Raw genomic sequence first — 20,731 nt, 5'->3', positions numbered from 1 at the left:
CCGCCGCGCCCGCCGCGCCCGCCGTCCGCCTCGGGGCCGGGCGACCACGCGTGATCGCCGTCGAAGGCAAAGCGCCCAAGGGCTCGGCCTGTCGCGCCGCGCCGCGCCGGCACCTGCTCCCCGCGGTCACCCACGGCCGTGTGGTGACCCGCGCCCGGGTGGAGGCCGGCCGGGAAGACGAACGAAACCACGCGCTTCCGTGCCCTTCCTGCGCCGCTGCGTCCGGCCGACACCGTCGTCACCTTTGACGCCCTGCACTCGGTCAAGGCGAACATCTCCTGGCTGGCCGAGACCGAGAAGGCCCACCGCATCGCCGTGATCAGAACCAACCAGCCGACTGCCCACGGCCGGCTCACGGCACCGCCGTGGCCTGACAGCGCGGTGCCGCAAGCAGTCCGGCAAGCGCGAGACCCGCGAGAGCGGCCACGCCGTCACCGGTCTCCGCCGAGGACGCCTTTACCATCCACACCGGGACCAAGCCGACGATTTCGCCGAGACCACCCGGGCCATCCGCGACGAGCCGGAACGAGAACTCCCGATCCCGGGCATCACCGACACCCCGACACTCCGACACCCCGACACTCCGACACCCATGGAAATTGATCAAGCCCTGGGTGCGTCACCGGGTGGCAAGCCCGAATACGACGAGGAATACGATCCAGCCCAGTACGACGATGCCGGTTCCCGCGACCTGAAGGGTAGTTGTGCGGCTACGGCCGGGGATGAGCCAGAAGGTGAGCCCCCGATTCACGACAGGCATCAAGATCCAGGTCAGGGCCCCGACAGCCAGGGCGCTCTGGATGAATCCCTGGATGTAAAGGGGAGACAGCGCTCCGATGCCATTCAGAACGGGCACGAGGAAGAGCGCCATAATCATCACGACGGGATAGAGCGCAAGCAGGATGGCGAAAGCCTGCTTCCAGTTGGGGGGAGCTCCGGAAGCCGTTTCTTCGTCGAAGCGGAACCACCCGCTGAAGCTTGACGGGACTTTACGGACGTCATGCGTGGCGAAGTGTTGGCGACCCGCGTCCAGCTGTTTCGCATAGGCGTCGGACTCCATCCACTTTTCGAGGTGCAGGCGACTGTCGAAGCGGACGAGCATGACCCATCGCTCCTGGACACCCCGGACGGGGCTGAATGCCTCGGAACCCGCATAGCCGGGGCAGTCGCCCGCGTCTTTGAGCACCTTGTTCCGCCAGTGCCGATAGCCGTCCTCGTGCCCCGGTCGCACATCGTGCCCGATGACCGCGGTGAAGTTCTCCCGCCTGGTGGGTGCGCCGCCGATGAGAACGTCCTGGATCCTGTGGTCCTGGAGGAGCGGATCGCCTTCTTCGAGCAAGGACTTGCGTGTCTCCGAACCCATCCAGGTCATGAGTGCTTCCGGGTGCGAGAAGCGGAAGGCGACGACCCAGTCGCTTCCCTCCGCCGACGCCGGCGGATGCACTTCTGCCGCCTCGAAACCGGAGAATTCACTCGCCGCGTCGATCACCCGGCTCTGCCACTGCTCATATTCTTCCCTGAGGCCCGGACGGACCTTGACCGACAGCATCAATGTGGCGCCGGACTGTGAAGGCAGGTGGTCTTCCGAGTTTTTCACTACACTGATGCTACCCGCCGAGAACCTCCACTGCTCGGGACTCGCTGTGCGGACCGCGAGTGCGCGCAATGTCGGAGACGGCATCGGTATCGCCGGCACCCGCCCTTCCGCGCACGCGTATCGCACCCTCTTGCGGACGGGAAGAGGTGCGAATGAACAGCGGGCACCACGGGAGAGCCGCGAGGCCGACAGCGGGGGCCCGGTCCTTCTGGACGACGCCCGTTCTCCTGCCTTCGGAAGAAGGAGCGATGAAGTATGACGCAGGTCAAGGAAGACCTCAATTGCTGGGTGCCTGGTTCCGCCCCGCGACCGGCCCTCGGCCAGGGTCCTCTAAGCGGTCTGTCAGTGGCTGTGAAGGACATGTTCGCCCTGGAGGGACACACGCCCTCGTACGGGCTCACCGCTTGGCGCTCCACCCATTCGCCGAGTGAGGTGACAGCCCCGTTGCTGGAGAGACTCACCCTCGCGGGAGCGGCGATCGCGGGGCTTTGCAAGCTGGATGAGCTCGCGTACTCGTTGGAGGGGAACACCGGCGAGGGCGAGGCCCCGGTGAACGCGCGCTACCCGGACCGTCTGACCGGAGGTTCCTCATCGGGTCCGGCGTCCGCGGTGGCAGGAGGGCTCGCCGACATCGGACTGGGCACCGACACGGCTGGTTCCGTGCGTGTCCCGTCGGCGGCTTGCGGGCTGTTCGGCCTGCGTCCCACCCAAGGACTGATGGACACCACCGGGGTACTCCCGCTGGCCCCGTCGTTCGACACCGTGGGGTTCTTGTGCCGTGAGCCGTCACCGCTCGCGCGTGCCCACTCGGTGGCGACCGGGCAGAGCGACGAGACACCGAGCGGCAAGGTCTCGCGTATCCGATTCCCGGAGGACTGCCTCGACCTGGTCAGCGACGAGGCCGCAGAAGCCATCCGGCGGACCGTGGCGATGCTGTCCTCCGCCCTCGACAGCCCCGTCGACTCGTCGCTGGCCTTCTCGGACTTCGTTGCCGAGCAGCCGGCCGCGGTCTTCGCACGCCTGGTCGACGGGGAGATCTGGCAGACACACGGCGCGTGGGTGAGCGAGCACCGGGACGCGTTCCACCCGCTGATCGCCGGACGCCTGCGGAACGCCGAGGAAGTAAGCCGGATGCCCGAGGCGCAGAAGCGCGCCGACGAGCAGGCCCGATCGGACTACCGAGCACGACTGGACGATGTCTTCGAGGAAGGGTCCGTGGTCGTGCTGCCGGTCATGCCCCATCTGCCGCCGTCCCGGCATGCCGACGATCAGGAACTGGCCGCCTATCGTCTGGCCGCGTTCCGCCTCACCGCACCCGCCAGCCTGTCCGGATGCCCGCAACTCGTGGTCCCGACGAGCGGGCGGCGCTTCGGCGTGGGCGTCCTGGCCAGGCACCACACCGAACCCGCCCTGCTCGACGCGGCCGTCCGCTACGCGCGAGCCACCAGCACCGAGAACCCGTCCCGCCAGTAGGGGCACGGCGATGCCCGCCCGGTGGCGGGTGGGACACAAGCCCCCAGGATGCCCGAGGAGTTCCGACATGCGCTTCGCCCAACTCACCACGGGTCGCGCCTTCGGTATCGCGCTCGACCACGGGGAGGAGTTCCTCGCACAACTGGCGGCATTCTGCGCCGAGCACGAGGTCCGCGCCGGCTACCTGCCGATGTTCCTCGGGGCATTCCGTTCGGTCCGGCTCGTGGGGACCTGCGAGCACATCGCGGACCCGGAAGCTCCGGTCTGGTCCGCTGCGGAGTACGAACACGTCGAAATGCTGGGGTGCGGGACCATCGCCTGGAACGAGGAGGCCCACGAGGTCGCACCGCACGTCCACGTCGCCGCGGGACTGCGGAGCCACGCGGCCGAGGGACGGACGAGCCACCTGCTGTCCGGCCATGTGCAGTTCATCAACGAGTTGTTCCTGGTCGAGACCCTGGAACCGGCGTTGACCCGTCCCCGAACCGGTGCCTACCAGATGCCCACCCTGTCCTTCGGCACGCCCACCGGCCCCGAATGAGCGGTGCGCGCAGCCGGGTTGCGGGCCCTGGGGCTGGTACGCACGGACTTCGGGGGACGCCTCGGCCCCTCAGCGGCACGACGGTAGCGGGCGCCGGGGCACAGGAGGCATCGTCGGCGGGACGGGGCCCGAATCCCCTCCGCGCGGTGTGGATCAGAGATCTCGCGCGGTGCTCGTGGTGGGCGGCTCCTGCCCGGCAGGTTCACGCACGGACGACGGAGGAGGTATGCCGTGGCGCGATGGGCGAGGCGCGAGGACGCGCGGCTGCTCACCGGGAAAGGCCGGTACGTCGCCGACATCGATGTGCCGGGATGTCTCGAAGCGGCCTTCGTGAGAAGCCGGGTGGCCCATGGCCGGCTGCGGGCGGTGGACTGCACGGCCGCCCGTGACGTGCCGGGTGTGCTGGGGGCCTGGTCGGCCACGGATCTGCCGGACCTTCCCCCGGTCGCCATTCTCGACCGGCTGTCGAAGGATGACGCCGTCGCAGGACGGGAGTGGCCCGCACTGGTGAAGGACCGGGTGCGCTACCCGGGCGAGGCGCTGGCGGTCGTCGTCGGAGAGGACCGGTACCGGGCCGAGGACGGGGTCGCGGAGGTGAACGCCACGATCGATCCCCTGCCCGCCGTCGTCACGCCGTCGGCGGCACTGCGCGACGACTCCGTGCGCCTGTTCGACGGCCTGAGCAACATCGCCCTGCGGGGCGAGGCGGGTACGCCCGTCGATCCGTCCGTCTGGCAGGACGCCGCCGTGGTGGTGGAGGCCGCGTATCGTCAGCAACTGCTGATGCCCAGCCCCATGGAATGCCGCACGATCCTCGCCGTACCCGAGGGGGACCGGCTGACGGTGTGGGCGGGGCACCAGATGCCGCACCGGCTCGCTCGTTCACTGGCCGCGTCGCTCCGCCGGCCCGCTGACCGGATCCGAGTGGTCGTCCCGGACACTGGAGGCGCCTTCGGGTCGAAGAGCGCCATGTTCCCCGAGTACCTGGTCGTTGCCTACCTGGCCCTGCGGCTCGGACGGCCGGTCCGCTGGATCGAGGACCGTCTGGAGTCGATGCTCGTCGCCACCCGGGGCAGGGGACAGGAGCAGACGGTACGGCTCGCCGCCGACACCGAAGGACGGCTCCTCGCCTACGAGCTGACGATCGACGCCGATGCCGGCGCCTATCCGCACCTCGGTGTGACGCTGCCGATGATCACGGCGAGCATGGCGACCGGCGCGTACACCACGCCGCACGTCCACGCGACCGTGCGTTCGGTGCTCACCAACACCATGGTCACCTACCCGTACCGGGGCGCCGGACGCCCCGAGGCGACGACCGCGATCGAGCGCACGATGGACCTGCTCGGCAGGCGGCTCGGGATCGATCCGGTCGAGCTGCGGCGGCGCAATTTCATCCCCTCCGACGCCTTCCCGTACGAGACACCGACCGGGCGCCGCTACGACAGCGGGAACTACTCCGCCGCCCTGGATCTGGCGCTGCGGACGCTCGGATACGAGAAGTGGCGCGCGGAGCGGAGCCGCCGCCATGACGACCCGGACGCACTGCCGCTGGGCATCGGAGTCTCCTGCTACGTGGAGCGCTCCGGCGGTGAGGCCGGCCTTCTGCACGAGTTCGGCAGCGTCGAGGCCCACGAGGACGGCACCGTCACCGCCCGATGCGGTGCGGCGTCCAGCGGCCAGAGTCACGAGACCCTCTTCCCCGCGCTGGTCGCCGAGGCTCTCGGTGTCCCGGAGACACACGTCCGTCTGATCGAGGGCGACACCGACGAACAGCCCGAAGGAGTGGGATCTTTCGCCAGCAGGTCGGCACAGGTCGCCGGTGCCATGTTCCAGCACGCGGCGGGCCTCCTGGTCCAGGAGGCCCGCGAACGAGCCGCGGAGTCGTGGGGGCTGCCGGTCGACGAGGTCGACTGGGCCGACGGCGGCGTGCACGCGGCCTCCGGCGGTCCGGCGGCCACGAGCCTGGGCGATCTGGTGAAGGCGACAGGGCCGTTGAGGGTCGAGGACCGGTACGAGACCAGCGTCGCGTTCCCCTTCGGCGCGCACGTCGCCGTGGCGGAGGTGGATCCGGATCTGGGTACCGTGAACGTCCTGCGACTCGTGGCCGTCGAGGATTGCGGGGTGGTCCTCAGCCCCGCGACGGTCCATGGGCAGACGCTCGGATCGACCGTGCAGGGCATCGGCCAGGCTCTCTACGAAGGCATCACGTTCGACGACGTCGGCGTACCGTGTCTGGCGAGCGGATTCCTGGACTACCTGCTGCCGACGTTCGCGGAGATACCGCCTGTCGACATCAGGCACACCCGCACACCCAACCCCGGCACACCGCTGGGTGCCAAGGGAGCGGGGGAATCCGGCTGCATCGGCGCTCCGGCCGCCATCGTCAACGCCGTGGCCGACGCCCTGCGGATCGCCGATCCGGGCCTGCTGCAGACGCCGCTCACCCCCGACATCGTCTGGCGGGCCGCGCGCGCACCCGGACACGGGGAAGGCGTCCGGTGAAACCCGCACCCTTCGACTACGTGGCGGCCCGCACGGTCGCCGAGGCCGTCGAGGCACTCGGCGGCACCGGACACAAGGCCCAGGTGCTCGCCGGAGGACAGAGCCTGATCCTGGAGATGCGCCTGCAACGCGTCCGGCCGGACCTCGTCGTCGACATCAACCGCATCCGGGAACTCGGCGGCATGAGTATCGAGGACGGCGACCTGCGGGTCGGCGCGCTGGTTCGCCACACGGCCTTCGAATCGGCCGAAGTCGCACCGGGCCCGCTGGGGACCCTGCTGTCCCGGGCCGTGGTCAACATCGCCCATCCGCCCATCCGTTCCCGTGGGACCATGGTCGGCTCCTTCGGCTGGGCCCACCCCGCCTCGGAATGGTGCGCCATCGGCGTCACCCTGGAGGCCGTGGTGGAGATGACCGGCCCGGACGGCACACGATCCGTCGCGGCCGGTGACTACTTCCTCGGGCCGCACCGCAGTGAGCGCCGGCCCATGGAGCTCATCACCTCCGTTCGCCTCCCGCTCCTTCGCGAGGACACCGGCGTCGGCTTCCTCGAGCACCGCCGTACGGGGTTCTGCTTCGCCCAGGTCGCCGTCGCGGCGACCCTCACGGTGACCGACGGCGCGATCAGCGGCGCACGGATCGGGCTGGCCAACTGCGCCGACCGCCCGGTGCGGGCCCGCGCCGCCGAACGGTCGCTGGCCGGTGCCGACATCGGTCCGCTCCCGGAGGGGGCCCGACTCCCCGATGACCACCTGTTCGCCCACGCCGGCCGCATCGCCGCCCAGGAGGACGCCGCACCGGTCGCCGAACCGTACGCGGATGTGGAGTACAAGCGGCAGGTCATCGCCGTCCTGGTCGGCAGAACGCTCCTCGAAGCGGCAGCGGACCAGCGCGCCCGGCTTGCCGTACGAGAGGGACGTCGATGAAGATCACACTCAATGTGAACGGTGCCGGGCATTTTGTCGACGTGGAGCCACGCCGCCTGCTCGCCGATGTCCTGCGCGACGATCTGGGCCTCACGGGTACCCACCTGGGGTGTGAACACGGCGTCTGCGGGGCTTGTACCGTTCTCATGGGCGGCAGGCCGGTTCGCTCGTGTCTGGTGCTGGCCGTCCAGTGCGACGGCAGTTCGGTCCGTACCGTCGAGGGCCTTGCGGAGCCCGACGGCGAGCCTCATCCGCTGCAACGTGCCTTCTCGGCCGAGCACGCTCTCCAGTGCGGATTCTGCACACCGGGTTTCCTCATGGCGGCAGCCGGAGCGCTCGAAGCCGATCCCGGCCTCGCTGACGACCCGGAGGCCATCGCGGGCGTTGTCGGATCCGGCATCTGCCGTTGCACCGGCTATGAGCCCATCCGGCGCGCCGTCGTGCGCGCGGCCCGGGAGCAGCGGGGAACCGCCGGCAGGGCGCCGTGACGACCGGCTTCGGCGCATCAGGGTGAGGGTGTGCCCGGCCGGTGAGCGTGCGTCACGGCCGCCGGCCGTCGGGCAGGGAAGGCGTAAGGAGGCTCTCGGAGGTGGTGCTGGTGTGCGCACCGGACGCGAAGGCCCCCGCCCCGACAACCGGCGCCGTGACGGCCGGCGCCGCATCGCGACGAAGGCCGCACTGACTCGTAACGGCCCGGACACGGCCAGGACCCGCGACGGGCTGGTGCGTCTGGGCCCCAGGGCGTGGCCGCCGGTGGGGCGCCCGGAGGAGCCCACGATGCGACCGCCCGGCGGCGAGGCGGCGACGTCCGGTGTCGTGGAGCCGCTGCCGCTGCTCGCGCAGTTCCTGCTTACTCGCCGCCTTCGACTTCGGCTCCGCATGCTCGCGTCCCGGGCCGCACCGGCGGCCAGAAGCCCAGGCACGGCCCCGGTCCGCGCGCGGCCGGTTCAGCCTGCCAGCTGGTGCAACCACTCGCGCAGCAGTGCCGTCTCCGCGGCTCTCAGGGGCACCCCGGCGTCCGCCGCCGGGGGCCCGGTGGTGAGCGCGGTTTCCAGCGCGGCGTCGAGGGCGAGGGCGCGCGAGGCCAGGTCCGACCCGGACGCGGCGGGCTGGTCCGTGGTGACGGAGGCGATGACGGTGTCCCGCAGCCGTGCCGAAGTGGTCGGGTCCCGCTCCGAGGGCGCTTCGCCGATCAGCGCCAGCGTGGCACCCGTCGTCGCCGCGTGGATGACGCGGGTCGCCTGTTCCACCGGAACCCGGAGACGCCCGGCGTCGGCCGCGCGGCGCAGCAGTCTCACCAGCAGGGCGTGTGCCTCGTCCGCCGCGGGGGGCCGCCGGCCGGGACGCACGGTGCCGTACATGAGCATGTAGAACGCGGGGTGCTGCACTCCGAAGTCGACGTGCAGGTCCCAGCCGCGGTAGAGGTCGGCCACCGGGTCGTCGGGGGTCAGCGCCAGGCCCTCCCGCTTCTCGGCCAGGTACATCTCGAAGCCGTAGGCGGCCAGTTCGGCCAGGAGTCCGTCCTTGTCGTCGAACATCCGGTAGAGCGCGGGGGCGGTGATGCCCGCGGCTGCGGCGACGGCGCGCGTGGAGACCGCTTCGCTGCCGCCCTCCTCCAGAAGCCTGGCGGCCACCTGCAGCACCTGGCGCCGCACGGCGCGTCGTTCCTCACTCATGGAACAACGATATCCGATCTTGCGTATCGCCGCCTTATCGGTGATACGGTTCATCGCGTAACACTGATCCATACTGATGGTGGTGGGCGCCGGCCCGCGGCACCTGAGCATGTGTCACGCCCCGCCAGGGCCTTTGGTGCCCGAGGGCCGCGGCAGTGCGGCCGGCCGCCGCGGGCGTACTCGCCGTGCGCCGGCACCACCACGGAACACGCCGCCATCGCGGCAGGAGAGGAACACCCATGTCCGATGTCTCGATCGTCATCGCGTCGCATTCCGGCTACGGCCACACCGCGCAGCTCGCCACGGCCGTCGCGGACGGCGCGCGCTCCGTCGCCGGAACGCAGATCCACCGCGTGGACGTCGCCTCCCCGAGCGACGCCGACTGGGCCCTGCTGGACGCCGCGGACGCCATCGTCTTCGGCACCCCCACCTACATGGGCACCGCGTCGGGGGCGTTCCACGCCTTCGCCGAAGCCACCAGCAAGCGGTGGAGCACCCGCGCCTGGAGTGACAAGCTCGCGGCGGGATTCACCAACTCCGGCTCCATGAGCGGCGACAAGATGCACACCTTGCAGTACCTCTCGCTCCTGGCGGCCCAGCACGGGATGCTCTGGGTGAGCCTCGGCCTCCTGCCGGGCTGGAACACCACCACGTCCAGCCCGGAGGACGACAACCGCCTCGGCTTCTACCTCGGCGCCGGCGCACAGAGCTTCAACGACACCCCCGCGGTCCACGACGCGGACCTGAGCACCGCCCGCCACCTCGGCCGGCGCGTCGCCCAGCACACCCGGATACACCGCGCCGGACTGACCGCCGCAGCGCACTGAGCGACTCTGCCGGAGATCTTGTGGATCGGGCTCACCTTCCTCGCCGCCACCAGCATTCCCAGGTCAGGCCGCGTGAGTCGAGGTAACGCCGGGAGACCGTGGGGTGCCGAGGTCCCTGGCGGCGTGGTGACGTTCGTGAAGCGAGGCGCTCAAGGTTGACGGCGATGCCGGTCAGCACGTGTTGGACGTGGGTCTTGCGAAGCCCGTGGTGGCGGCTGCGCCGTGCCTGGTGCCCATCGACGAATCCGCAGATGGTTCCTTCGACGCCGGACCGGGCGGAGCAGAGCCGTCTCCACTGGAAGTCTTGCTGCTCGGTGCGGTTGCGGATCTGAAGTTCGTGCAGGTGACGGGGGAGGAAGTGCACGGTGCGGGCCGAGGTCCGCCGCGTGCAGGAGGACCGGTCGGGACACGGGCCGCACCGTCGTGGGTGGACTCGGGCGACGGTACAGGGAGCCATGGCGGGCGGTGTGATCGGACGTCCCGGGCGGCCTCCCGGACCGCCTCCGCCGCCTGCCGGTCGGACAGGTTGAACAGGAACTGCGGCACGCACACCATGGCCGGTTGAGCAGGAGAGAGACCGGGGCGGCCATCGCGTGGGTACCCGGAGACGAAGTCCTGGTCGCTCCACAGCCCGTCAAGGTGGTCGCGCACTCACATCGCCGTTGTGCCGCGAGGGTTGCCGTGGCGCCGTCCCGGGAATCCCGAGATCCCCGACAGAGCCGCTCACCGACGCAGGCGTCGTCACCGTTCCCGAATGCGCCACCACCACCAGCGCCCCGCCGTCCACCCGCTCACCCGGCCCGGGTTCGGAAGAGTCCGACGTTCGAACTCCACATCGATTCGCTTCACCAAGCGGCCCAGGTCTGCTCGGGCTCCTCCGGGCAGGTGCAGCAGGGCGACTTCCAGGTCATCTCGTCCGTCCTCGATCTCGATGCCGGGACTCTCGCCAGGACCAGTCAGATACCGTCCCGGCTGCCTGAAAGCCCACTCGAAGCGGCTGAGAGCGTCAGCAACTGCGTCCGGCCACAGGTATTCGGCTTCAACGCGTCGTACCGCTGCCCGAGTTCGGGCTGATACGCCCGAGATCCGACGGACCGGCAGGTGCTTGGGCGGCCGCCACCGCTCGGCGCGGACGGCCTTCGGACGCCTACGCGGCATCGCCCTTTCGGATCAGAACCATGCTGGCATTCTGCCACGGTCCGCATCCAGCGAGAGGGCCAACGGGCCCGGCCCCTCTCCTCAGCGTCTCGGTTCGGGCCAACGACGTTCGAGAGCGGCTGGCGCCGAACGCTTCCGCCCTGTTGTCCGTTCTTCAGATCGGCGAGGGTGACCGCCTGCGCGTTTCCTGGCACACGGGCACAGGACCCTCTGCATGCAACGGAACAGAGTCGAGAGGGAACGGCGGTCACGTCCCTACCGCCGCGGGAGCGCAGCAGTACTCGCCCGTCCGCATGCACGGCGAGCCGGACGTGGTAGCCGTCCTTCTCCAGAAGTGGAGCGAGGACGTGCCGGTGACCGGGTCGACCACGTCGGCGAGCACGTCCAGGAGCACCACGGTGTCGGCGGTGCGCTCCGCGGCGACTGGTGGACCTGCAGGGTGCCGCGGCGAGTGGTGGCCGGCCAGTGGATCCGTCGCTGACGTTCGCCGCGCACATTCGGGTGCACGCCGGTGACCTCGACGCCCTCGCCGTGCTGCACGGCGGTGTGCTCGCCGAGCCGTTGCGGCAGCCGGACCAGGATGGGTGTGAGGCCGGCGTGTCCGGGCAGGGGGAGGACGGCGACCTCTGCGAGTTCGGCCCGCACGGTGCAACGGGCCAGCCCGCCGCGGTCGTAGACGTCGGCATCGACCGTGCCGAGCTTCCAGCGGCCCCAGCGCTGCGCGGTCAGGACGAGATCGATGCGGTGCGGGCCGACCGCGAGGTGGTCGAGCCCGACCCCGTGTCCGAGGGTGACGCCGGGGTCCAGGCGGCCGGACTCACCGTCGTAGGCCACCGTGATCCGCACCCTCACCTGCTCGCCCTCGAAGCACCGCCGCGGCTCCACCTCCGCCTCGGCCGTCACCGCCTTGGGGCGCGGCCCGCTCGGCGGCGCGAAGGCGATCAGCACCAGGGGCGCGGCCGCGAGAGCAAGTACCCAGGGGCGCCCGGTGACCAGCGCGGCGGCCGGCGCGACAACGGCCGACGTGCCCAGCCGCAGAGCGCGTTCACCGGCGCGCCAGCCGGGCGGAGGCGGCGGCGGGGGTTCGGCGGTCACGTCGTGGCGGCCGTCCAGGGCCCGCCGGACGGCGGCGGCCGCACCGCGGGCCGGCATGGGCCGCGTCATGACGCGATCGACGCGCGCGGCAGGGTCTGCGGGGCGCGCACGGATTGCACGATCTCGCGCATCACGTCGATTGAACGGTGCAACGCGGATGGTCGGGGTTACTGACGTGCTGCGGAGAGACGGCCGTCGAAGGTGATGTCGAAGGTGTTCAGCGCGGTCTTCCAGCGCATGGTCCAGCGGGCCTGCCCCTTGCCGGCCGGGTCCAGGGACATGATCGCCATGGAGACGCACTTCAGGGCCGCGGTCTCGTTCGGGAAGCGGCCGCGGATGCCTTGACCGCCCTCCGGATGCGGGCGTTCGCGGACTCGATCGCCTTGGTGGTGCAGACGATGCTGGACGTGACGCGTGCGCCGCCGACGGCCACGGGGGCGGACGGAGGAGACCGGGCGCCGCGGCCATCGGCGTGCTACCGGCACCCTGCGCGAGTGAAGCGGATTCAGCGGGCGTCTTAGGTCGACTGCGGATCCGACGGGGAACAGCCCCGTGGGCCGACTGCCGGTCGTGGACTCGTCCCGGGTTTCGGGAGCCGGAGAGCGCGGAGCGGGCTGTGCGGGTGTGCCGGACCTTGGCACACCCGCACTTCGCCTGCGGTCGTTCGGGTCAGCCGACATAGCCGGTGACGACGCGCCGGGGCTGTCGGCCGGTGGCCTGTTACGCCTTACGGGGGTCGTGCCCGCCGTAGCCGGGCTTGTCCTTGAGGGTGGTGGTCGCGGTGGCGGTGCTGGTGCCGGTGGTGCCGCCGCCGGTGATGGTGGCGGTGTTGGTGACCTGTTTCGGCGCGTCGGCGGCGATCTGAACGGTGAGAGTGAGGGGTGGATAGCTGGCGCCGGGGGCGAGGACGTCACTGCGCGTGCAGGACAGGGGAGTGAGGGTGCAGGTCCAGCCGGTGCCGGAGAGACTGACCGGGGTCAGGCCGGCGGGGAGGGTGTCGGTGAGGGTGACGGTGGTGCCGTCGGTTGCCGCGTTGCCGGTGTTGGTCGCGGTGAGGCTGTAGGTCCCCTGTCCGCCGCGGACGAACTGGCCGCCGGTGGTGAGCTTGAGCAGCTTCAGCGCCGGCGCCATCGGCTTCGGCACCACCGCGAACGCCAACGCTTCCGGGGCGCGCAGACCGGTGATGGTGTCGGTGACGGTGTTGGTGGAGGTGTCGATCACCGACACCGAGCCGTCGGCTCTGTTGGCGGCGTAGACGAAGGAGCCGTCCGGGGCGACCGCCACCGGGAGCGGCTCGTCGCCGACGGGGATGGTGGCGGTGACGGTGTTGGTGGAGGTGTCGATCACCGAGACCGAGTCGCCCAGGTCGTTGGTGACGTAGACGAAGGCGCCGTTCGGGGTTACCGCCAGTCTCATCGGGAAATCGCCGACGGGGACGGTGGCGGTGACGGTGTTGGTGGAGGTGTCGATCACCGAAACGGCGTCGTCGTTGCCGGCTGTGACGTAGACGAAGGCGCCGTTCGGCGACACCGCCACCCCTTGGGGGTTGTTGCCGACGGGGATGGTGGCGGTGACGGTGTTGGTGGAGGTGTCGATCACCGAGACCGTGTTGTCGTTCTGGTTGGTGACGTAGACGAAGCCGCTGTTCGGCGACACCGCCACCTGCTGGGGGTTGTTGCCGACGGGGATGGTGGCGGTGACGGTGTTGGTGGAGGTGTCGATCACCGAGACCGAGTTGCCGAGGGTGTTGGCGGCATAGACGAAGGCGCCGTTCGGCGACGCTGCCACACCACGCGGTCGGTTGCCGACGGGGATGGTGGCGGTGACGGTGTTGGTGGAGGTGGCGATCACCGCCACCTGATCGGCGAGGAAGTTGGTGACGTAGACGAACTCGGCACCCGGCAGCACCGCCACACCACGCTCGCTGGTGCTGACGTTGACGGTGGTGACGATCGTGCCGGTGGCGGTGTCGATCACCGGTACCGTTCCGCCGTCCTGGGCGATGTAGGCGTACGTACCGGGCGGCAGAGCGTGCGCGGGCTGCGCGGACAGCACCGGCAGGGCCAGGCCGGCCACCAGGACGAGCCCTGCGACCAGTGCACGGATGCCGGCCCACCGCCACCCTGGCGGCCACGAGCTCTCTGCAGGGGGAGGGGCAGCACCGCCGGGGCCCGCAGCGGCCGGGAGACGACACGTAGTCACACAGTCCTCCAAAAGGGGAATGAGAGGCGAACCCCGGGGCGCGGCGTCACCCGGTGTGCGCCCGCTCGGACCGGACACGACAGGTACCACGGCACCCGCAGGTACCCGAACTGGTCGTGTGCGCCCGGCATCGTGTCTGAATTCTTTGCAGTAGCGTGTGCCGCTGCAACACGACCACCGCCATGACCTCGGGGAGCTGGGTCGTGCGTCAGGCGCGAACCTCCCCGAGGGAGTCGCCTGACGAACAGGACGATCGATCACTCGACCGAGGCGGCGGCCGGTGTGTCGCCTGCCGGGGCGTGGACGGCGCCCAGAGCGCGATGCGAGGACGACGAGGACCGGGCCCTGGGCGAATGGGCCGAGTCTGCCGCTGCTGGACGAACTGGAGATCCCTGCCGCCGAGGAGGTCCGAACCGGTGAGGGACTACGGCTGATGGGTGAGGGCGGGATCCTGACCGAGCGGGCCCGGCACCTGCCGCGGGCCATGCCGGAGGCCGGGACGGACCCGCACCTCCAGACGGGGGCCGTGCACCACCCGTGCCAGGGGCGTGCGACATCTGCCACGTCAACGCCTTCCAGGCCCAGCCGGACACGGAGAAGGAGGGGCTCCGATCTGCTGCTCCGCGACGGCTCGGGCGCCGTCGTCATGGACGGGGAAGGGGGCGATGCCGGACGGGGCCGCTGACCGGCCCCGCCCATGCCGTGGCCCTGCGCACCACGGCCACCGCCTTCGACGCCCACCGCGGCGAGGCCTGGTGAAGAGCACGTGTCCGAAGACGCCGCATTCCCCACCAGACGGCGATCAGCACCGTTGTCGACTGGGCATACGGGCGGGGTCGCGCACTATGCGGTCGCAACGCCCAGGAAGCGCAGCACCGCCAGGACGCGGCGGTGGTCGGCGTCGGCCTTGGGCAGGTCGAGCTTGGTGAAGATGCTGTTGATGTGCTTGGCGACCGCGCTCTCGCTCACCACCAGTTCGGCGGCGATGCCGGAGTTGGACCGGCCGCCCGCCATCAGCTCCAGCACCTCCCGCTCGCGTGGCGTCAGCCGGTCGAGCGGATCGCTGTGCCGGCGCACCAGCAACTGCGCGACGACCTGCGGGTCGAGCGCGGTGCCGCCGGCCGCCACCCGGCGTACCGCCTCGGCGAACTCCTCGACGTCGGCGACCCGCTGCTTGAGCAGATAGCCGACGCCCGAGGTGTTGGCGGCGAGCAGATCGGCCGCGTACCGCTCCTCCACGTACTGCGACAGCAGGAGCACGGCGGTACACGGGTACTGGCGGCGGATCACCAGCGCGGCGCGCACCCCCTCGTCGGTGAAACCGGGCGGCATGCGCACGTCGACCACGGCGATGTCGGGCCGGTGCTCCTCGACGGCCGCCAGCAGCCCTTCTGCGTCGTCGACTTGCGCGCACATCTCGAAGCCGGCCGCCTCCAGCACCTTGACCACACCGATGCGCAGCAAGAGGGAATCCTCGGCGATCACGGCGCGCACGGCAGCTCCACGGTGATGACGGTCGGCCCCCCGGTGGGGCTGCGGCAGGAGAACGTGCCGTCGACGGACGCGACGCGCCGGGCGAGCCCGGCGAGCCCGGTGCCGCCGGCCGCCGCGAGATCCGCGCCGCCCGCTCCGTCGTCCGCGACGACCACCAGCAGTGTCCCCCCGATCCGGTTTACGGTCACGTCCGCCCGGGTCGCCCGGGCGTGTTTGACCACGTTCGTCAGGGCTTCGGAGACCACGAAGTACGCGATGGCCTCGACCGTGGGTGAGGGGCGCTGCGGCAGGTCCACCGCCACGCGCACCGGGATCGGAAGGCGGGCGGCGACCCCGGACAGCGCGGCGTCGAGGCCGCGGTCCTCAAGGACGGCCGGATGCAGACCGCGCACCAGGTCGTTCAGCTCGGCGATCGCTTCCTTCGCCTCGCGGTGCGCCTCGTCGATCACCTTGCGGGCGTCCTCCGGCAGGTCGCCGAGGGTGGACCTGGCCAGGCCCAGGTTGACGGCGAGTGAGACGAGGCGCTGCTGCGCGCCGTCGTGCAGGTCGCGCTCGATCCGCCGCCGCTCGGCGTCGGCGGCGTCGAGCACGCCGGCCCGGCTCTCGGCGAGGTCGGCGACCCGGCGGGCCAGCTTCTCCGTGCGGCTGGGGCCGAGCAGGACCTCGGCCGCCCGGGTCTCCAGCCGCACCAGAGCGCCGGTCAGCCGGGGCCCGAGGAACAGCAGGGCGAGACCGCCGGCGGTGATGTACGCGGCCTGCGTGGTGTACCCGAGGTCCGTGACCCGCCACTGCGGGGGCAGCGCCCAGATCCACACGTAGATGGAGGCGGCCACGAGAGCGACGGCCCAGACGGCGAGGACGGCGAGGTCCAGGACGGCGAGCAGCGGACCCGCCACGGCGTGGTAGCAGACCTGCCGCCACAGGGCCCGCGTGGTCAGCCGGCGCACCGCCGACTTCCAGTTGCGTCCCGGCCCGGGTGCGGCGGGGCGCGGGAGATCCTTGCCGACGAGCGCCCGGTAGCGCCGCCGCTGTCCGGCGGTCAGCAGGGGTGTCACCACGAGCGTGAGCAGCACGGGCAGCGCCACGAGCGTGAGCAGCACGGGCAGCCGAGTCGCGGCCGGCACCAGCGCCGCCATCGTGCCGGCCAGCCAGAGCCACAGTGGCACCACGGCGAGGTGGAGCGGCAGGCCGGCGGCGACGAGCGCGGTCCGGTGTCCCGTCCTGCGGAACGGCCGGCCCGGCACCAGCTGCGGCCACGTCGTGAGTTGCATACGTCAGACGGTAAAGCCGCAGGCCATCCCCATGCCATGACGTTTCCGCCCGGTTCGGGGGTGCACTTTTCTCCACCCCGGGTCGGAACCCTGCGTGACTGACGGCGCCCCAGTGCACGCCGGAGGCTGGAGTACGTGAAGGGGACAGCCGGCGGGGAGCGGGGGAAGAGGATGCGTCAACTGGCGTTGTGCGATGAGGAAGCGGCCGGCGCGGAGGTGATCCCGCTCCACGAAGAGGCGGAGGAGCCGCGCCCGGCGCGGGGCATGCGGCGGGCCGGGGGGCTGCTGGTCGCCTGCGGGCTCGGCCTGCTGCCGTGGCTGTACGTGCTGGCCACCGGCCTGCCGGCCACCGCGACCGCGGCGCACTGGCCGGTCGCCTGGGTAGGGCTCGACGCGATGGAGGCGCTCGGCCTGATCGCCACCGGCCTCCTCGCCGCCCGCGGCGACCGGCGGCACGCCCTGGCAGCCGCCGCGACCGCGACGCTGCTTGCGGTGGACGCCTGGTTCGACACCACGACCGCGGCCCCGGGCGGCGACTTCGCCACCGCGGTCGCCATGGCGCTCGGCGCCGAACTGCCGCTCGCCACGCTGTGCGGCCGGCTGGCGCTGCGGACGCTGAGCCGGCCCGCGTGACGCCGACCGCCCGACTACGTACCACGGACCGAATCGATCCACCGGAGAACACCATGCACCGCATCACCACCGCCCCCGTCGCCCCGATCCCGGCCCGGACCCGCTGGGCGGTCGCCGCCGGCGCGGGCGCCGCGTTGGCCGCCGCCTGGTGGCTGGGCGACGCGGCGCCCTATCCGTACGCCCAACGCGGCCTCCTCGACGTACCGTTGCCGTTCCTGACCGCCGGCCGGATGGACGCCGTACTGCAACCGCGGCCGGGGGAGCGGATCCTGGAGATCGGCCCGGGAACCGGACTGCAGTCGCTGCACGTCGCCCCGCAGCTCGGGCCGGAGGGACGGCTCGATGTGCTCGACATCCAGCAGGAGATGCTCGACCACGTGATGTGCCGCGCCGAGCGCGACGGCCTGGCGATGATCAGGCCCACCTGCTCGGACGCACGTGAACTGCCCTACGCCGACGGGACATTCGACGCCGTGTACGCCGTGACCGCGCTCGGCGAGATCCCCGGGCCGGACCGGGTACTGCGCGAGGCGGCACGGGTGCTGGCACCAGACGGGCGACTGGTGATCGGCGAGTTCTTCGACCGGCACTGGATCCCCTTCGGCCGGCTGCACCGGCTCGCCGACGCCGCCGGCCTCCACCTGACCGAGCGCCGCGGCCCAAGCCCGGCATACCTCGCCCGCTTCCGCCCCTGCAGAGCCGACGCGCCAGGCCACCGGAGCGAGCGCCTCGCCCGGCGCGACGACAACGCGGCGACCGCCGCGCAGAGGTAGCCCGCGCAGGCAGTCATGCCCCACAAACGGTGCGGCTCGGGTGCCGTGATCAGCGGGAAGACGGCGGCCCACACGGCGGCCGCAAGCCAGCCGCAACACCACAATGTGCGGTTGTCCGAGGGAAGTTGACGCCTATGAGTCAGCACCCGTCCATTGCACCGGGAGCGCCTTGCCGGGGCATGACAGCCAGGTCGAGACCTCAAGGTCGGGTTTACCCGACCATGGAACCGATGCGCACCGCAGGGGGTCTCGGCATCAGGGCAGGTCAGCTTGTCTCAAAGTCGTCAGCAAGGGATCAGCGGGATCTACGCTCGGTGGCGTCCTGTGATCTTGAAGGAGCAAGAACAGCATTGAAGAAGAAGCGAGTTGTCATCGTGACCGGCGGAGGTACGGGCATCGGGGAGGCCACCGCCCGGCTGCTGCGCGAAGGAGAGCACCATGTGGTCGTCTCCGGCCGGCGCAGCGAGCCGTTGCGACGCCTCGCACAAGAGACCGGGGTGCTCGCGCATCCGTCCGACGTGCGAGACCCCGAGGCCGCCGACAGTCTCGTCGCGACAGCGCTGGCCGCGTACGGACGGATCGACGGACTGGTGCTCAACGCGGGCATCGGTCGCGGAGGAACCGTGGGCGACCTGTCGTTGGAGGACTGGGACGAGGTGATGCGCACCAATGTCACCGGCCCGCTGCTGCTCCTGCGCGCGGCGATCCCGCACCTGCTGGAGGCGAGCGGCGCGGTCGTCGCCGTCGCTTCGGTGTCCGCGCTGCGCAACGGCACGAGCAACGCCCCGTACGCCACGTCCAAGGCAGCCCTGCTCCAGCTGTGCCGTTCCGTCGCCGTCGACTACGGCGGTCAGGGGGTGCGAGCCAACGTCGTGTGCCCGAGCTGGGTGCGGAGCGAGATGGCCGACCGCCGCATGGCGCGCTTCGCCTCCGAAGCGGACCTGCCGGGAGACGGTGTGGACACGGCCTACGAGGAGGTGACCGGATTCCTTCCGCTGGGTCGTCCGGGTGAGCCGCGTGAGATCGCGGAGGCCGTTGCCTGGTTGCTGTCCCCCGCGGCGTCGTATGTGAACGGCGCCGTGCTCACCGTCGACGGCGGGGCGACGGCCCTGGACCCCGGGACGCTCGGCTTCGACTTCCGGGTGGTGCCGCGCCACGACGACGAGGCGGGCACTCGTCGGTAGCACCGCCGGTCCCGCGCCTCTCGGCCCGTCCCCTGTCGCCCGCGATCGGGTGGGTCAGGGCCGCCGGGCCGTGACGGCTTCGCTGTCGCACGGCAGCGCGTCCGTCATCGACGGCCACATCCGGGCGATCGTCAGCAAGGTCGGCCCCGCGCGACCAGGCGTTTCGCCTTCGACCGCAGCGCCTCCACCTTGGCCGGCACCGCGTTCAGGCTTGAACATCGCGGCCGACTCCTGCCAGATCAGCGGCTCTTGATGGAGCCGGTGCCGATCCCCGAGGGCCTCAAGGATGCGCTGATAGTCCACCGACAGCACCGACCGGTCCAGCCGCTCACGCCATACCGGCACCTGCGACCTGGGCATCGCGGCCCCCGCCGACGACGTCTGCTGGGCCCGTCCGCCGGCCCTCAGCACTGTCCTGCCGACCTGGACGTGGCCCTGCTCGGTCTCCTCGACCGGGTCCAGCACCTCGCCGACCCGCGAGCGGCGCCGGCCCATTCCTTCCAGTCCCGCTCGGCCATGGCAGCTCGGCCTGGATCCGGTCGGCCTTCTCCCGCAGCTCGTCCACCACACGCCGAGCCACGAGCTCGCGCTGTTCAAGCAGCCCCACGACCGACGGCATCCACGACCTCCACGGGAACGGCGACACGACAGGCCACCACTCCCACAGAGCCACCAGCCTTTGCCTGACCGGAGGAAACGCAATCTACAAGCTCGGAAAGACAACAGTGCCTAACTCTCTACCAGGCCCTCGACGCTCTCCAGGACCTGCTGAGGTGCTGGACCGGTACCTGCACCACCCGCGGACACCCCCTCCCCAGCCCTCGGAGCAGTCATAGACAGTTGGTGAGCCTTTGATTCTGCGGGTCGAGAGACGGGAGGGTTTCCACGGGTCTGGCTCGGAGCGGAGATCACTTGCGAGTGGGCCAGTGCTGGGGCAAGCGTGCACCACACGCCGGGGCGTCCCGTCGACCCGACTGCGTCGGCGCCAGTGGCATGCAGAACGCGGCTCACGTCGTACTGCAATCGCCCGGCGTGCGACGGCAGCCCCTTAATTTCCATCCGTCAATGTGCACAGTTGCCGGAAACCCGGCCCCAGTGGGTGGGCGCTGGTTTGTTGTCCGGCCACCCCACGTACACCTTGATGCACCGGGCGGTGGCTCTGTCGTACACGGTGCGTGTCCCGAGCGGGCGGCTCAGGGTGGTGGACACCGGTCCCATCGCTGAGTTAGCCGCGCATGCCGACCTCTTCCTGTCGTGCGTGATGTTCAGAGACAAGGTGACGGTTTTGTTGGTTTCCGACGCGGTCAAGTAGGCGTGGGTACACCCACCGACGGCGGCATGACCGGTGAGGGTGCGTCCGCTTGTGTCCAGGACGA

Annotated in this window: 16 protein-coding genes and 4 pseudogenes; 9 read left to right on the top strand and 11 right to left on the bottom strand. The window is 70.9% G+C overall.

Annotated features, from left to right (window positions below):
• Both VT52_RS38455 and VT52_RS21390 read right to left on the bottom strand, forming a co-directional pair.
• A pseudogene (locus VT52_RS38455) lies at positions 1–329 on the bottom strand (hypothetical protein); the annotation flags it as partial.
• Between the two features lie 290 nt (positions 330–619).
• Complete coding sequence (locus VT52_RS21390) at positions 620–1,597, bottom strand: putative antibiotic biosynthesis monooxygenase (protein WP_240509834.1); 978 nt, start codon at positions 1,595–1,597, stop codon at positions 620–622.
• A gap of 255 nt (positions 1,598–1,852) precedes the next feature.
• On the opposite strand from VT52_RS21390, the gene VT52_RS21385 reads away from it, so the two are divergent.
• The 5 genes from VT52_RS21385 to VT52_RS21365 all read left to right on the top strand — a co-directional run bounded on the left by VT52_RS21385 (position 1,853) and on the right by VT52_RS21365 (position 7,530).
• Positions 1,853–3,070 carry an amidase family protein gene (locus VT52_RS21385; protein ID WP_071387519.1) on the top strand — a complete coding sequence of 406 codons (1,218 nt, stop codon included), beginning with the start codon at positions 1,853–1,855 and terminating at the stop codon, positions 3,068–3,070.
• A gap of 67 nt (positions 3,071–3,137) precedes the next feature.
• Positions 3,138–3,611, top strand: coding sequence for a PPC domain-containing DNA-binding protein (locus VT52_RS21380; RefSeq protein WP_071387518.1), 474 nt, complete (start codon positions 3,138–3,140; stop codon positions 3,609–3,611).
• Positions 3,612–3,842: 231 nt separating this feature from the next.
• On the top strand, positions 3,843–6,116 hold the full coding sequence (locus VT52_RS21375) for a xanthine dehydrogenase family protein molybdopterin-binding subunit (RefSeq protein WP_206306578.1): 2,274 nt from the start codon (positions 3,843–3,845) through the stop codon (positions 6,114–6,116).
• A complete protein-coding gene (locus VT52_RS21370; protein WP_071387517.1) occupies positions 6,113–7,042 on the top strand; it encodes an FAD binding domain-containing protein in 930 nt (309 codons plus the stop codon). Before VT52_RS21375 ends, VT52_RS21370 begins: the two co-directional genes overlap by 4 nt.
• Positions 7,039–7,530, top strand: a complete 492-nt coding sequence (locus tag VT52_RS21365; RefSeq protein WP_071387516.1) for a (2Fe-2S)-binding protein — start codon at positions 7,039–7,041, stop codon at positions 7,528–7,530. The genes VT52_RS21370 and VT52_RS21365 overlap by 4 nt, the downstream gene beginning before the upstream one ends.
• Before the next feature lie 459 nt (positions 7,531–7,989).
• Here VT52_RS21365 and VT52_RS21360 read toward each other — a convergent pair whose 3' ends face one another.
• Positions 7,990–8,718, bottom strand: a complete 729-nt coding sequence (locus VT52_RS21360) for a TetR/AcrR family transcriptional regulator (protein WP_071387515.1) — start codon at positions 8,716–8,718, stop codon at positions 7,990–7,992.
• Positions 8,719–8,957: 239 nt separating this feature from the next.
• Here VT52_RS21360 and VT52_RS21355 point away from each other — a divergent pair, with 239 nt between their 5' ends.
• Positions 8,958–9,545, top strand: coding sequence for a flavodoxin family protein (locus VT52_RS21355; protein WP_071387514.1), 588 nt, complete (start codon positions 8,958–8,960; stop codon positions 9,543–9,545).
• A 31-nt stretch (positions 9,546–9,576) separates the two neighbouring features.
• Here VT52_RS21355 and VT52_RS39740 read toward each other — a convergent pair whose 3' ends face one another.
• From VT52_RS39740 to VT52_RS21330, 7 genes and pseudogenes are all read right to left on the bottom strand, one after another.
• Complete coding sequence (locus tag VT52_RS39740; protein WP_079175168.1) at positions 9,577–10,002, bottom strand: transposase; 426 nt, start codon at positions 10,000–10,002, stop codon at positions 9,577–9,579.
• 44 nt (positions 10,003–10,046) lie between these two features.
• Positions 10,047–10,196: pseudogene (locus VT52_RS39880) on the bottom strand (transposase); the annotation flags it as partial.
• Between the two features lie 762 nt (positions 10,197–10,958).
• Entirely contained in the window at positions 10,959–11,867 is a 909-nt protein-coding gene (locus VT52_RS21350) for a DUF58 domain-containing protein (protein ID WP_240509833.1), read from the bottom strand.
• Positions 11,868–11,965: 98 nt separating this feature from the next.
• Positions 11,966–12,198 (bottom strand): annotated as a pseudogene (locus VT52_RS35860) (transposase); the annotation flags it as partial.
• Between the two features lie 320 nt (positions 12,199–12,518).
• On the bottom strand, positions 12,519–13,874 hold the full coding sequence (locus VT52_RS39425; RefSeq protein WP_071387513.1) for a beta-propeller fold lactonase family protein: 1,356 nt from the start codon (positions 13,872–13,874) through the stop codon (positions 12,519–12,521).
• Positions 13,875–14,843: 969 nt separating this feature from the next.
• Positions 14,844–15,494 carry a response regulator transcription factor gene (locus VT52_RS21335; RefSeq protein WP_071387511.1) on the bottom strand — a complete coding sequence of 217 codons (651 nt, stop codon included), beginning with the start codon at positions 15,492–15,494 and terminating at the stop codon, positions 14,844–14,846.
• Positions 15,482–16,765 carry a sensor histidine kinase gene (locus VT52_RS21330; protein ID WP_071387510.1) on the bottom strand — a complete coding sequence of 428 codons (1,284 nt, stop codon included), beginning with the start codon at positions 16,763–16,765 and terminating at the stop codon, positions 15,482–15,484. The genes VT52_RS21335 and VT52_RS21330 overlap by 13 nt, the downstream gene beginning before the upstream one ends.
• 135 nt (positions 16,766–16,900) lie before the next feature.
• On the opposite strand from VT52_RS21330, the gene VT52_RS21325 reads away from it, so the two are divergent.
• The 3 genes from VT52_RS21325 to VT52_RS21315 all read left to right on the top strand — a co-directional run bounded on the left by VT52_RS21325 (position 16,901) and on the right by VT52_RS21315 (position 19,355).
• On the top strand, positions 16,901–17,398 hold the full coding sequence (locus VT52_RS21325; protein ID WP_071387509.1) for a hypothetical protein: 498 nt from the start codon (positions 16,901–16,903) through the stop codon (positions 17,396–17,398).
• Between the two features lie 53 nt (positions 17,399–17,451).
• Complete coding sequence (locus VT52_RS21320; RefSeq protein WP_107481396.1) at positions 17,452–18,171, top strand: class I SAM-dependent methyltransferase; 720 nt, start codon at positions 17,452–17,454, stop codon at positions 18,169–18,171.
• Positions 18,172–18,521: 350 nt separating this feature from the next.
• The gene (locus VT52_RS21315) at positions 18,522–19,355 is read left to right on the top strand and encodes an SDR family NAD(P)-dependent oxidoreductase (protein WP_071387508.1); all 834 of its coding nucleotides are present in this window, start codon (positions 18,522–18,524) and stop codon (positions 19,353–19,355) included.
• 131 nt (positions 19,356–19,486) lie between these two features.
• Here VT52_RS21315 and VT52_RS21310 read toward each other — a convergent pair.
• Positions 19,487–19,974: pseudogene (locus VT52_RS21310) on the bottom strand (hypothetical protein).
• Positions 19,975–20,731: the final 757 nt, after the last annotated feature.

Source organism: Streptomyces malaysiense, from assembly GCF_000980885.2.
In the GTDB taxonomy this organism is placed as follows: domain Bacteria; phylum Actinomycetota; class Actinomycetes; order Streptomycetales; family Streptomycetaceae; genus Streptomyces; species Streptomyces malaysiense.
This window is presented reverse-complemented; position numbering and strand designations above follow the sequence as displayed.